General features: G+C 51.7%; 9 protein-coding genes. 2 read left to right on the top strand and 7 right to left on the bottom strand.

The window, feature by feature from the left end; genetic code table 11:
* The first annotated feature begins 69 nt into the window (after positions 1-69).
* Together PsAD26_RS11665 and PsAD26_RS11660 are read left to right on the top strand one after the other, a co-directional pair.
* Positions 70-1,149, top strand: a complete 1,080-nt coding sequence (locus tag PsAD26_RS11665) for a trifunctional transcriptional activator/DNA repair protein Ada/methylated-DNA--[protein]-cysteine S-methyltransferase (protein ID WP_063310556.1) — start codon at positions 70-72, stop codon at positions 1,147-1,149.
* Positions 1,136-1,900, top strand: a complete 765-nt coding sequence (locus tag PsAD26_RS11660) for an isocitrate lyase/phosphoenolpyruvate mutase family protein (protein ID WP_063310555.1) — start codon at positions 1,136-1,138, stop codon at positions 1,898-1,900. Before PsAD26_RS11665 ends, PsAD26_RS11660 begins: the two co-directional genes overlap by 14 nt.
* A 49-nt stretch (positions 1,901-1,949) precedes the next feature.
* On the opposite strand, the gene PsAD26_RS11655 is transcribed toward PsAD26_RS11660, so the two are convergent.
* The 7 genes from PsAD26_RS11655 to PsAD26_RS11625 all read right to left on the bottom strand — a co-directional run bounded on the left by PsAD26_RS11655 (position 1,950) and on the right by PsAD26_RS11625 (position 12,593).
* On the bottom strand, positions 1,950-2,330 hold the full coding sequence (locus PsAD26_RS11655) for a hypothetical protein (RefSeq protein ID WP_063310554.1): 381 nt from the start codon (positions 2,328-2,330) through the stop codon (positions 1,950-1,952).
* 257 nt (positions 2,331-2,587) lie between these two features.
* Positions 2,588-2,926 carry a hypothetical protein gene (locus PsAD26_RS11650; protein WP_057462935.1) on the bottom strand — a complete coding sequence of 113 codons (339 nt, stop codon included), beginning with the start codon at positions 2,924-2,926 and terminating at the stop codon, positions 2,588-2,590.
* 309 nt (positions 2,927-3,235) lie between these two features.
* A complete protein-coding gene (locus PsAD26_RS11645) occupies positions 3,236-4,249 on the bottom strand; it encodes a glutathione S-transferase family protein (protein WP_063310553.1) in 1,014 nt (337 codons plus the stop codon).
* Between the two features lie 58 nt (positions 4,250-4,307).
* The gene (locus tag PsAD26_RS11640; RefSeq protein ID WP_063310552.1) at positions 4,308-5,222 is read right to left on the bottom strand and encodes an alpha/beta hydrolase; all 915 of its coding nucleotides are present in this window, start codon (positions 5,220-5,222) and stop codon (positions 4,308-4,310) included.
* Between the two features lie 130 nt (positions 5,223-5,352).
* A complete protein-coding gene (locus tag PsAD26_RS11635; RefSeq protein ID WP_063310551.1) occupies positions 5,353-10,101 on the bottom strand; it encodes an Ig-like domain-containing protein in 4,749 nt (1,582 codons plus the stop codon).
* Between the two features lie 36 nt (positions 10,102-10,137).
* A complete protein-coding gene (locus tag PsAD26_RS11630) occupies positions 10,138-10,983 on the bottom strand; it encodes a hypothetical protein (protein ID WP_063310550.1) in 846 nt (281 codons plus the stop codon).
* Positions 10,984-11,336: 353 nt separating this feature from the next.
* Positions 11,337-12,593: an Hsp70 family protein gene (locus PsAD26_RS11625; RefSeq protein WP_063310549.1), complete on the bottom strand. Its 1,257-nt coding sequence runs from the start codon at positions 12,591-12,593 to the stop codon at positions 11,337-11,339.
* Positions 12,594-12,837 lie beyond the last annotated feature (244 nt).

The raw sequence follows: 12,837 nt of genomic DNA, 5'->3' as shown, positions 1-12,837 counted from the left end.
AAAGCAGATGTCCTTAATAGACGCCCGAAAACCGTGCGCATTTGGGGGCATCTGGATTTATAAGAAACTATGCTTTTTGAACTTCCAGATAACAAAGTGCTTTATCAGGCACTGATTGACCGAGATCCGGACTTTGATGGCCGGGCTTATGTTGGCGTACGCTCAACCGGAGTGTTCTGTCGCCTCACCTGCCCAGCCCGTAAGCCAAAGTTTGAGAACTGCTGTTTCTTCGAGACTATCTCCGAATGCTTTGAAGCAGGTTTCCGGCCTTGCAAACGCTGCCATCCGGTGGGTACGTCCGCCGACAATGATGAAGTGGTGACGCGTCTGCTCTGTGAGTTTGAGGCCAAACCGCAACACAAATGGTCCGAGGCAGATATCGCACGGCTTGGCTTAGATCCTTCGACGGTTCGTCGCAGCTTTAAGCGCCAGTTTGGGATTACGTTTCTGGAAATGGCGCGGCTTTCTCGGTTGCGCGATGGATTTGAGACGCTTTCCGACGGGGGCAAGGTGGTTGATGCACAACTGGCCTCAGGGTTTTCGTCTCCGGATGCTTTCCGGCAAGCATTTGCCCGTTTGTTGGGATGTAAACCGGCGGAACTGAAAGGCGATGGTCTCCTTAAGGCGGATTGGTTCGATACACCGCTTGGTGCAATGATTGCCGTGAGTGATGATCGTGCGCTCCATCTGCTGGAGTTTGCTGACCGCAAAGCACTGCCTGCAGAACTTGCCCGTCTGCGTAAGCAAGTTAAGGGAGATCTGGGTCTTGGCCGGACTGCGCCAACCGACCAGATCGCCTCAGAACTGCGAGAGTTCTTTGAGGGCAAACGACTGGATTTTGACGTGCCGCTGGTGATGCACGGAACTGAGTTTACCAAGGATGTCTGGCGCGAACTGCGCCGTATTCCGATCGGCGCAACCAAAAGCTACAGCCAGCTGGCCAAACAGATTGGGAAACCCAGTTCTACCCGCGCTGTTGCCCGTGCAAATGGAGCAAACCAGATTGCCATTGTCATTCCGTGCCATCGTGTTGTTGGGATGGATGGTGGCCTCACCGGATATGGTGGTGGGCTTTGGCGCAAGCAGAAATTGATTGATGTTGAATTGAAAATAGCAAGATCGAAAGGCCTTATTGATGTCTCAGGCTGATAAAGCAAAACAGTTCGCCGCTTTGCATAAAAAAGGCGAACCAATCGTCCTTTACAACATTTGGGATGCGGGCACGGCCCAGGCCGCCACGAAGGCAGGTGCCAAGGCCGTTGCAACGGGAAGTGCATCTGTCGCTGCGGCTCATGGATATGGTGATGGCGAAGAGATCCCGCTTTCGCTGGTTGAGATCATCGCAAGCCGCATCGCGGAAAGCGTGGATGTTCCCTTCTCTCTCGACTTTGAAGGCGCTTATGCAGATAGCGCTGCGGATGTGAAGGAAAATGCGGCCCGGATCATCAAAACCGGTGCGGTTGGTGTAAATTTTGAGGACCAAAAGGTCCAGGGAGCTGGCCTTTACTCCGTTGATGAGCAATGCGCGCGGATTGCTGCTTTTCGGCAGGCTGCGGATGAGGCAGGTATTCCGTTTTTCATCAATGCGAGAACAGACTTGTTTTTGCAGGAGCCAGACGCAAGCAAACATGCTGCTCTTGCTGAGGATGCAATACTGCGCGGTCAACGCTATGCAGAGGCTGGGGCCAGCGGGTTTTTCATCCCTGCCCTAACGGATCGGGATCTGATTGCACGGATTTGCGAAAATGTCCCTCTGCCAGTCAATGCTTACATGATGAAGGGTATGCCTGAGATTTCAGAACTCGGGATGCTTGGCGTCTCGCGGGTAAGTTTTGGTCCAGGACCTTATCGGGAAGCGATGGTGGACCTGAAGCGGAAAGTTGAAACCATACTTGGTTGATATGAAAGGGGAGCATTTGCTCCCCTTCCCTTTTTATCGGCGTGTTGTCTTATTTGCCTTCTTTGAATTTCTTTCTCATTTTATCGCGCATTTCCTGCTGCATTGCGCTGAATTTTTCCATCTGCTCTGCGCTGAGAACCTGAGCCATCTGCTCATTCATCTTTTCTCTGGACGCTTCCATTGGGCCACGGACTTCCCGCAGTTGCGCAATTGTTGGCTTCTTGCCACGTTCAATCCCGGCACCTTTCAAAATTGCACGGCGTTCTTCCATGGACTGCTTCATGATCGGGCCAACTTTTTCTTTTTGCTCCTCGGTCAGCTGCAGCTTTTCAGCCATCATTTCCAAACGCTGACCTTTGCCAGGATCAGCATGAGCAATGAGAGGTGCTGCGAATAGGAGGGACAGGGAGAGAGCTATTGCCTTGAACATGGGGGCTCCTGTTTTTGTAATTGGGCTATGTTTTGAAACTGTGCGCGGACGCTGCGTTAAGTGCAAACCAAATAGTGTAAGAGAACGTCTTCGTTCCGTTCCTTGTGACAGGTCGTTACACTTTCACTAACCCATTAAAAATATTGGGAAATATTCTAGTCAGGTTATTTCGCATTTTCATAAAGATATGCCCGCCTCGGATAGGAGGCGGGCACAGTTGCCAGCATTGGGATTTAAGGCAACTTTAAAGGTGAAGCTTAGTCAAAAAGATCCTGACGAGCTTCGGTTCTGCGAATGACACGGCGCGCGGTTGCTCTGTCCTGACGGCGGTCCCATGCTTTGGGGGCGACAGCGACCGGGGCCGGAGTGACAACTGTTGTGGTTGGGGCTGGTACAACAACTGCAGCAGGGGCCGCATTCATTCGGCAGATCTGGAGTGGATTGCGTCCGGAGTCATAAATGGCAACGCATCCGGTCAATGAGTTTGTCTGAATAATCGTCTTGGTGCCGTTGCTGTCATAGAAAGTCAAAGCATCGGCGAAAGCTGCGCCGGACAGAGTAACAAGGGCGGCGCTTGCAATAGCAATTCTTTTCATTCTGATCTCCGGTGGTTCGGTCGTTCAACACGTCTGTTTGGGATAAAGACACTGTTTGATTGCGTTGAAGGGACTATCGGGGATCAGTAGAATTTGAGCAATTTGAGTTTTGTAATCGGCTGTCGCCTCTCGTGCACTCTGACAAACTCAGTTACAAATTGGGCAGATAACCGCTGCTCACGGATACACTTTGATGCACACTATGGCAGTTTTCCGCCAGTTTTGGGGAAAAGTCACAGATAAGGCGAGCAAGGTTGGCAGAGAGTAGAGAACTTGGCAGCTGCCAACAATTGCTGCCAAGTCGGATTTCTATGAAGCGGTTTGAGCCAGTGAGCAGTCGAGGATCTCCGTTCCCCCAATGAGGAACTCACTCAGCGTTTCGCGATGCTCTGGTGTCAGCTTCGCCCACTCATCCCGCAGTCGGTCGAGGCACTTCTTCTGGTATTTGAAGATGTCCTGCGTGAAGAAACCTTCCGGCAGATCTGCAGTGAAGGTCGCCTCCCCTTTGTCGATAGCTTTGGAGTTTGCTGCTAGGAATGGCAGATAGGTATCGCCTACCATCTTCAGCAAGTCTTTGACTGCCGGAGTGAGCTCGGTGATCCACTCGCCGTCGAAGCCCGAGGCATCATCAATGTGATCCAGCCAGCGGAACACAAATGGGAACTCCTTTTGCAACATGGCAGACGGAGTTGGGTCGTCTTTGAGTTGGTAGAGCTGACCGAAAAGGGCCACGTCTGCCATGGAAGCCATATCACCAAATAAGAAGTGCTGCTTGGATAGAACCGCTTGCTCCAGAATGCCAAGCATTCGTTTGGTGGAGGTTTCAATGATCGGTGCTGTTTCTGGCGTGCATCCAACCTTCGGCATGCGGCTGATCTGGCGTGCACCAAATTGCTGGCCCATAGCCTTGATGGTTTTTTCATCCAGACCAAGACACGCATCATAAAGCAGCCAGCTTGGCACGATCTTTCGATCTTCCTCATAGAACCAGCGATAATGGAACATGGCTTTCACAAGCCACTCGTCTGCCATGTCTTCAATCAGGTAACAAGCGAACCGAAGGAGCGGATCGTCAGGAACAAGCGATCTCCCCTCCCCTTTTTCTTCCAGATCGAGAAGCAGCGGAGTGGAGTCGTTCATCCAGGTTTCATCCGGATATTTGACGACAGGGATGACTGGAATTTTTACATGCTTGATTGGGCTGTTTGGTCCCATAGGCGCGCAGAGTTTCCATGCGTGTGGAATGCGTTTAGCTCGGAATGCTGCACGCACCTTCATTGAGTACGGTGAACCCAACGCGCCGTGTATTTCGAAATTCCCCATATTCCCTCCCTGACTTGGCAGGTTCTGTTTTCACAAAAGTTCGCTGCCAAACGTGTTGTTACATGTCGTTCAAAATAGCTCCATCACCCCGCCACTGTATGTCCTCTCCCCTCTCCATCTGAACCATCATGTTCAAAATGGCGGCTGGATTTTCCATTGGCAGGAAATGGGTGTGATCAGGAACGTAAATGTCTTTCGCATTGGGCATGTTTTCTGCCAGCAGTTCCCAGGTGGGAGACGGCGAGAAATCATGCAAAGGCTCGTCCGGTTGCCGACGACGCGCACGCACAATTGTAGTTGGCACAGTCACAGCATCCAGAAGCGGATAGATATGATCGCCGTAACAAGTGCGATAAACCTCAGCCTCTGCATCTGGTGGACAAGCAAGCTGGTATCCTTCGCCCTGCTCTGATGCGACTAAACCGTGGTCACAGTAATCCTGCAGAATCTCAGGCAACCAACTGTTGTATGGCTTGCGGGTTTTGAAGCGCTCATACATTTCGCTTACATCCGCCCACTGGTTGCGGCGGCGTGCAACTGGATGGTCCTGATCTGCTATTTGCTTAAAGAACGGAAGCAGCGGTTTTGGAAACACGACCGGGTCCAACAGAAGAATGTTTTTATAGAGTTCAGGAAACTTGGCAGCTGCCAAGATAGACAAATGACCTCCACAAGAATGGCCGACACCGTATACCTGCTTGAGCCCGAGTTGCTCGATCACAGCGAAAAGATCTTCTCCCAGATCAGTCCAGAGTTTTGGCAAGGCCGCATTGTCACTCTGGCCATGGCTGCGCATGTCCCATGCTAGAACGTGGCGGCCAGGAAAATGTTTGATGATGTAATCCCAAACACGACCATGAAAACCGGTGGCATGTAGAAGTAGGAATGTAGGACCTTCGCCCGCCCATTCATGAAGGCAGATCTTGTGATCTCCCGCGTCGACGAACATTTGAATGGGGGTATCTGAACGCATAAAATATCCTCTGCAGCAATTCCAAAGGAAGTGTAGTCATACCGTATGGGAGAACAAGCTCTACCAAAGCAGAATAGCGATTTTATCTGGAATTTCTCGACTTGGCAGCTGCCAAATTTAACGGGAGTGTCTAGGAGATTGGGAATCCACTTTCGATTGGAAGTTCAACTTCTGGCATGAAGCCTTTTACGTCAACGCTTAAGGTGGCACCAACTGCGTCCGCGTTTTGGAATTCTAATGTGGTTACGGTTTCCCATGTCTGGTCATCATCCCGTGCGTCCAAATCGACTTGCACGGCATATTGCCCGTCTTGATTTTCCACGATGCGGACGTATTGCTTAGTGAAATTATAGTACTGGCTGGTTCCACCTTCGCCGTAGTCGTCGAGCAGTTTGGAAAGGTCCAAGATATCCCTGTCTCCGCCGGCAGAGGTTTTCAGCTGGAAGTCTGTGATGTGATCTGCTGCGCCATCGAGTTGCTCAAAGAAGAAGATGTCAGAGCCTTCACCGCCTGTAAGTTCGTCTGATCCGGCTCCGGCAGTCAGTTGGTCGTTGCCTTCAAAACCATTGATCACATCATCTTCATCGGTGCTTTTGAGAGTGTCGTTTCCAGTTGTCCCGTCAATATGGTTCCTCGTATCGGTGACACCGTCATCTGGATTGGGGTGAACTTGAATACTGGTAATGGACGGATTGGAGTTCCCATCCTCTGAGTGAGCAACCACGGAGAGACTACGGGTTTCCAAGCTGTCCGATGTGGTTGTGAAGGTGATTGAGTTGAGCAGATTCTGATAGGTGGAGCTGTCGGTTGAACCGGAGAACGTGAGGATTACGGTTCCATTGTCGTTGTCTTCCAGCTGGCTGGTTACACCTTCGACATCCAGGAAGTTGAGATGATCGCCGCTTTGCGCATTGAAGAGCTTTATGGTCAGACCCGAGATCTCGTCCTGCACTCCTTCGATCTTGGCCGACTTGGCAATTGCCAAGTCATCATCTCCAAGCTGAAAGGATGCTTCAAAGTGTTGCTGTTCCAGAGTGTCTGGTTGGGTCATTGAAACCGTCAGGTCTTCTATTCTCAGCGTGTCCGCAGCGGTGAGTTCGGCTGGCGCAACCAAACGGATTGTTGTCGCGGATGAGATGTAATCGCTCAAATCAAGATTGATCCTCTGGGATTGAGCATGGTTTTCCAGACTGGAAACTTGCCCGATCTGATGGACCGATCCATCCGCTAACATGACCTCAATGTAGAACACTCTGGTTGGGTCGACCGCCGCAAACTCCGCCGTGTAAGTGAGTTGGATTGCAGCATTTTGGGCGCCTGTCAGATCAAACGTCTTGCTGATGCTGGCGAGATTGTCGTCTCCATTTGAGGATGAGCCAGACCGATCAGAGAGAATAAGGGCGCCTGTACCAGCATCGATATAGATGTCTGAGGAGCCATCATTGGCGGCGTTTGCTTTACCGTCGTCTCCAGATTCGATCCAAAGGCTGGATTGCAAATGACCCGCTGCCTCAGACGAATAAGTTGCTTCTTCGAAGGTCCACCCGACTTGGTAACTGCCAGGCTCTCGGGTGTGAAGGAAAACGACGGGTGGCGGAACGGGTGTGTTTGTGCCCTCGGTGACTTCAATGCGGAACTGCTGAACAGCCTCGGCGCCAGAAGGATCTCTTGCAACCACGGAGACCTCATAGATGTTGTCGCCGTCCATATCCGTAGGTGCGTCGAAGGTTACATCCTCTTTCCAGCTGACTTGTCCTGTCTGTTCGTCGATGTTGAAACGGGCCTTATCAGACCCTTCGAGAAAAAAATGAAGGGGGTCTCCGTCGGCATCAGAAGCATTTGCCGTGAACACGGTCTCTGAACCGTCATCCTCAACGCTTAGATGAACCGGCGCGTCTTGGTCCACACCAGAAAAGATCGGCGCATCATTCTCTGGCGACAGTTCAATAGAGACGGTAACGGTGTCGCTCCGTTCGCCGTCGGCATCTTCAATATAGTAACTGAAACTGTCCGAGCCATTGGCGTTAGGGTGACCTGTGTAGTTGAACGTGTTGTCCGGGTTTTGAGAGAGATGGCCCTTGGCAGGTGCCAAGACGATGCGAACGGTGAAGCCTTCGCTATTTAGAATATCATTGCCTAACAGATCCAACACAAGCGGTGTATCTTCCTTGCCAGAAAACTGATCAGGGGATGCCAGTGATTTTCCATCTGAGATGCTGAAGGAGAAGGTCAGAGGAACCGTGTCTCCGTCACCGTCAGTAGCCACTGCCGAAAACGACAAGGAAAAATCGCTTGCCGTCCCATGGTCTATCGGTGTGAAGAACTCGACCTCGTAATTGCCTGAGGCACCCGGGTTCAGTTTAATCCTGAAAACGAGTGTGCCGTCCAGTGTCTTCGCTGTGAGTTGGTTGCCGGTTCCTTCAATGGCATAATAGACTTGGGCACCGTTGACAGTGAAGGGGGCACGACTGCCGCTCATGCTGGAGGAGAAAGTGAGAGACGTTGCTGACTGAGCGTCTGCGCCCCATTGAATGTTCAGGTCGCCGTCTTGAGTGATTGAGGCCTTGTCGTTCATTCGTGCTTGAAAGAGAGCACTTTCTGATAGGCTGAGTGTTTCAGGTGCGGAGCCTAGGATGGGGGAGCTATCTGCTATCGTGATCTGAAGTTGACCGGGTGCAGCGTCCCCATCTGCATCGCTTGCAATATACTGGAGTTGAAACTGTTCAATACCCTGAGCGTGGTTCAACGGAGCGTGCTGTTCGACAGAATACGCGCCACTGCTGGAATTCAGCGTCGCGGTGAAAATCGCCGTCGTGTTTTGGAAAAGCGTCAGTTTCTCGCCAGTCAAGTCCCAGCTGAAGCCCGGAGGAAGCGCGGACTGTGTCCATGAAACCTGTCCTCCATCTACACCAGCTGAGATCGGGAGTACACCGGTTAACGCATGAGTATCCTCAGCTTGTGCATTTGCTGGCGCTGATAGGGCAAATGCGTCGTCGCTTAAACTGAGGCTGACCGTTGCCCCGACTTCTGGAGTGTCATCTTTAATTGACACCATGAAGTTGCCTGAAGCTGTGTCGCCGTCTCCATCCGTAATTAGATAGGGAAGGTTGATGATTTGTTGGTCTACGCCGTGCTGGTGTTGCAATGGATTGTGTTGTTGAACCGAGTAAGCGCCGTTGCCGCCAGTAAACTGGGCAGTGAGAATGACCGTATCGCCCTGCAGGACACTGAGTTGTTGCCCCTCGATAATGTAGATCAGACCGCCGAGGTCATCAGGTAATTGCCAGCGTATCGTGGCTGCATCTGCCCCTGCTGAATGAGGCAAGGACTGTGACGAATAGCTCAGCTCTGGTTCAGTGCTCAGCTGGCTTTCATCAAAGTTGATCTGGTTGAGCGGAAATGCTTTTGGCGCATCATCCAGTGAAGAAACCAGAAGCTTGCCTTCTGTCGTTTGGCCTTGCGTATTTGTCGCGCTGAAACGGAGGTTAAAGACGGCCTCCGCAGCAGATCCATGATTGATCGCACTGTGCTGGGTGACGTTGTAAGAGCCTGTTGTTGAATTGAGTGTGACTGACAAAACGACTTTGTTTCCCTGCAAGATCAAGAGCGTTTGTCCTTCCTGATGAAAACTAAAGCCTTCAACTGGAGATGCTGCGTTCCAAGACAGAGCGACAGGACCTTGCGCAGCAGTGATCGGTAAGTCTCCAGAGGCTGAAGCTTGCCCCGGATTGCCATCTGAACCACCCGCGAGCCCTGCCTCTGAAACCGTTGCTGACAGGTTCCACTCAGTCGGCATCGGATCATCTTCAACACGTATGTCTAAATAGGAAACAAGAGTGTCGCCATCCGCATCCTTTGCAATGAACCTAAGGCTCACTAAGAGTTCTGCTGAACTACCCGGATGGTCCAAGGACGCAAATTGCTCATAGCTGTATGTGCCGTTTGGTGTACCCGGATCCAGCGTAACCTTGAAAGCAAGCGTTCCGTCGCCTTTCAAACCTTTCAATATGTGTTGGCCTTGCGGGCCAAACTCAGATTGAAAAAGAACCCGCGCACCGCCACAGGTAATATCGAGCGGATCACCTGAGCGGCCGAGTGGGCGTCCGGCTGCATCAAGTGTAAAGAGCAGTGCGCGGTAGTTGGTTCCATCCAGGCCGAAATCAAGAGCGAGACTATCGCTGACTGAAATACTGTTGGATGTGCGAAAGGATGCTTCCTGAACGGAATGGACAGGAAGATCACTTGCCCGGGTAACTGTGCTGTTTGGTTGAACGTAAAGATCAGAGAGTGAGAGTTGCGGAACAACGATGTTCTCTGATCGCGTTGAGAGTGGGTTTGTAAACTGTGGTCCCTGATCATTATCCTGCTTACTCGCAGAAAGCTGAGTGTGGTGTGTCGGGGTGCTCAATTTTTCAAGAACTGGTTCCTGATGAATACTCTGGAAACTTGTTTTAGATGTCGGCTGCCAATTTGGCTCTTCAGATGTCTTGTCAGCACCCTCTGCTTTTTCCTGGGCAGGGGAGGGGAGGTCAACCTGAAAGCTGCCAAGTCTTGGTGTCGTATCAACCTCAACGGCCTTCAGAAACTGAGCTTGTGTGGTTAGCGGGCCAGTTGGCATCAAAATGAAGAACTCATTGGCGAGTCCGCCAAAGAATTGCTCGATGACGACAATCTGCCCATCTGCTTGCAAAATATGCAGCTCGTCCCCATCGCGAATAAGCTTCGCTGTGCCGATGGTTTTGGAAAGGTCAACAAGTTGCCCTTGCTCTCGCACCATAAGGATTGGTGTTCTGGAGGGGGCCAGCGGATCGGCAAGCAGGATCGGCGGTGGTGCGGGCTGAGAAGGCGCGGTCGCGGGCGGTGCGGTCAGATTTGTCATGGCTGCGTCTCCTCTTTCTTTCGGTTTGCTCTGCGATCACTTGGCGTGTTGGCGAGCCAACAGCTTTCTGTGAGTGTGTTTTTTCTTCTCAATCAGCCGGGGTGAGAGCCCCAGATGCAGCAGGATGTCTGTTTGTCGGATTCTCGCCTGAAAATGCAGGCGTACGAGGTCTGCTTCAGACGCTGCAAGCTTCAAGTCAGCCTGGCGTAGGTCGTCGAGGGCGGTCAGAAACTGTGCAAACAACGTCGGATCAACCAGACTGGCCTTGCGTGCCTGATGATAGGCACGTGCCCGCCGAGCTGCGCGAAATTGCAGCTGTTTATGCTGGTCGACGGCTCGCTGAAATCGCTTCTCATCCCTGCGATTATCTCTTGTGAGCGTTGACCCACTAAAAAGAGATGGGCTGAGGGAGGATTGCAGATTTGATGCACGCGCTCCGGTCAACTCAACATATTTTGCATGGGCGGCAATGAGTTGGTTTTTTGCTGAAATAGTTATTTCATTCAGCGTCTTAAGGGTTTTCTCGACGGCCTTCCCGGCAAGCTCAACGGCTTCTGGAGAATGGACGCCTTCAGTATCGGCTAGCGTCGCTGCAAATGCCTTCAACTCACTCTCAGATTTGCTGTAAATTTCAAGAGTTCGGATATTCAGGTGAAGTGTCAGATAGGCTTCAAGAACGCTCAGGCAAAGTTCGTTCGTCTCTTGCTCGGATGCCTTGATCCAACTCCCGCCAGTTTCAGCTGAGGTGAAGAGGAAGCTATCTTCCACTGCGTCGCGAAGTGTGGTTGCACCGCTTGATGTGACCATGAAGGACGCAACCGTCATGATGGCAAATCGGCAAAACCAACTATGTTTGAAACACCAATTTTGCCACTGTTTCATAAAGCCCCCTCAAGGCGCCCAATCCACCCTCCGGCAGCACCTCTCCTCTTAAGAATTCATTAACATTTGCATCTAGGGAACCTGAATTGGTTGAAAGTGACAATTCTTAAATTCGGGTAGAGACATGGTGTAGATTTAAATATGAGGGTGCTGTTTTTGAGGGGGAATGCCTTCTGCAAGGCAAAGGATCTTGTTCTTACCCTGCAAAGGGGGAGGAGGATTCGCTTATGTTAAGACGAGGCAAGAAAAAAGAGGCCTAGCGGCCTCTTGATGCATCTTGAGATGGTGTGCTGCCGTTCGTCAGTGGCTAAAGCATTCTGAGCAAGACGCAGGCCCCACTCAATATGATAACCCTATGCGAACTTGCGACGGGCGTCGGCGGCCAGGCCGAGACCGACAGCGCCGAAGACATTACCTTCAACCACAGATGCGTTTGGCATCAAGGACTTAAAGTGCTCGCGCAACATCGGGATGCGGGTTGTGCCACCGGTGAGGAACATGCTGTTGATCTGGTCTGCGCTCACGCCAGCCTTATTCAGCGCTTCCTGAATGGTGGCTTCGATTTTGCCAACGGATGGGCCGATAGCAGCATGGAAATCTGCATTGGTTGCATCAACCAGAACGTCTTCTTCTTCCAACTCAATTTTGAGACTTGCGATCTCTGCTGAGGACAGGTCGATCTTGGTCTGCTCCACGCGGGTAGCCAGCATGTGGCCGTCTTTTGCGCGGATCACCTCGCGCAGGCGTTCCACGAGATGTGGCTGTGCAGCTTCGCGGCGTACTTCGCCCAGTTCCCGCAGGATATTCGGAGAATAGAGCTGGTTGATGAACTGCCAGGTTGCCAGATCAAAGTAGTATTTTGAAGGCAGGGCGCGCTTGCCGTCTTTTGTCAGCGTTTTGTAGCCAAGATGCGGCATAACCTGCGCGAGTGAGAGCAACCGGTCAAAGTCAGTGCCGCCGATATGAATACCCGTATTAGCAAGAATATCATTGGTGCGATCTGCTGCGTTTTTCCGCTCTGGTGACACGCGAATGACGGAAAAGTCCGCTGTACCGCCGCCGATATCCAGCACCAGAATAAGCTCTTCGCGTGTAACGGTTTGTTCATAAGCCAGCGCTGCTGCAATCGGTTCGTACTGAAAGGCGATGTGCTCGAACCCTTCCTGACGGGCGATCCCTTCCAGCGTTTTTTCCGCAGCACGGTCAGCCGTTTCATCGCCATCAATGAAGTGCACTGGGCGACCCAAAACCACGCTGGAGACATTGTCCTGCATGTGTGCGTCCAGCTTGCGTTTCAGTTGGCGCAGGTAGAGCGCGATAATATCTCTGAAAGCCATACGGCCGCCCATGACAGCCGTTTTTTCCTGAATGAGGGATGTGCCCAAAACGCTTTTAAGCGCCTGCATAAGGCGGCCCTCATCACCCCTGATGTACTCTTCCTTCGCTTTGCGTCCATAAACGATCTGCTCGTCTTCAAAATTAAAGAAGATAGCTGACGGCATTTCGCTGTGCCCGTCTTCAAGCATCACAAGTTCAGGGCTTGCGCCGGAAAAGATGCCCACGGTTGAGTTGGAGGTTCCAAAATCAATGCCTGCGAATGCGGTGTTCATTTTAAGACCTCTTATCATGCCTCAAGTCAGGCAAAGCTGGACGGCTGCCAGGCAATTGGCGGCACCAATGGGTTTTCAGGTTCGGGATACCTCCCAAGGCGTTTGGGAGGGCGAGCTTGATACACGCTGCTTCGCGGTATTGCCAGTGAATTTTGACGGGACTTGGATATCTTTGTGGGTGAACATCAAAACCCGTTTAAAAACATATGGCTGCAGAAACACCCAAAGAATACAGGGGTGTGTT

Origin of the sequence: Pseudovibrio sp. Ad26 (assembly GCF_001623285.1) — a bacterium.
Classification (GTDB): Bacteria; Pseudomonadota; Alphaproteobacteria; order Rhizobiales; family Stappiaceae; genus Pseudovibrio; species Pseudovibrio ascidiaceicola.
The sequence above is the reverse complement of the archived record's forward strand: the minus strand, read 5'-3'. Positions and strand labels throughout refer to the sequence as shown.

Bases quoted from the DNA above. Each gene is read 5' to 3' on its own strand.
- PsAD26_RS11645 (WP_063310553.1), bottom strand. From the start codon at position 4,249: ATGGGGAATTTCGAAATACACGGCGCGTTGGGTTCACCGTACTCAATG.
- PsAD26_RS11635 (WP_063310551.1), bottom strand. From the start codon at position 10,101: ATGACAAATCTGACCGCACCGCCCGCGACCGCGCCTTCTCAGCCCGCA.
- PsAD26_RS11630 (WP_063310550.1), bottom strand. From the start codon at position 10,983: ATGAAACAGTGGCAAAATTGGTGTTTCAAACATAGTTGGTTTTGCCGA.
- PsAD26_RS11625 (WP_063310549.1), bottom strand. From the start codon at position 12,593: ATGAACACCGCATTCGCAGGCATTGATTTTGGAACCTCCAACTCAACC.
- PsAD26_RS11640 (WP_063310552.1), bottom strand. From the start codon at position 5,222: ATGCGTTCAGATACCCCCATTCAAATGTTCGTCGACGCGGGAGATCAC.
- PsAD26_RS11655 (WP_063310554.1), bottom strand. From the start codon at position 2,330: ATGTTCAAGGCAATAGCTCTCTCCCTGTCCCTCCTATTCGCAGCACCT.
- PsAD26_RS11660 (WP_063310555.1), top strand. From the start codon at position 1,136: ATGTCTCAGGCTGATAAAGCAAAACAGTTCGCCGCTTTGCATAAAAAA.
- PsAD26_RS11665 (WP_063310556.1), top strand. From the start codon at position 70: ATGCTTTTTGAACTTCCAGATAACAAAGTGCTTTATCAGGCACTGATT.
- PsAD26_RS11650 (WP_057462935.1), bottom strand. From the start codon at position 2,926: ATGAAAAGAATTGCTATTGCAAGCGCCGCCCTTGTTACTCTGTCCGGC.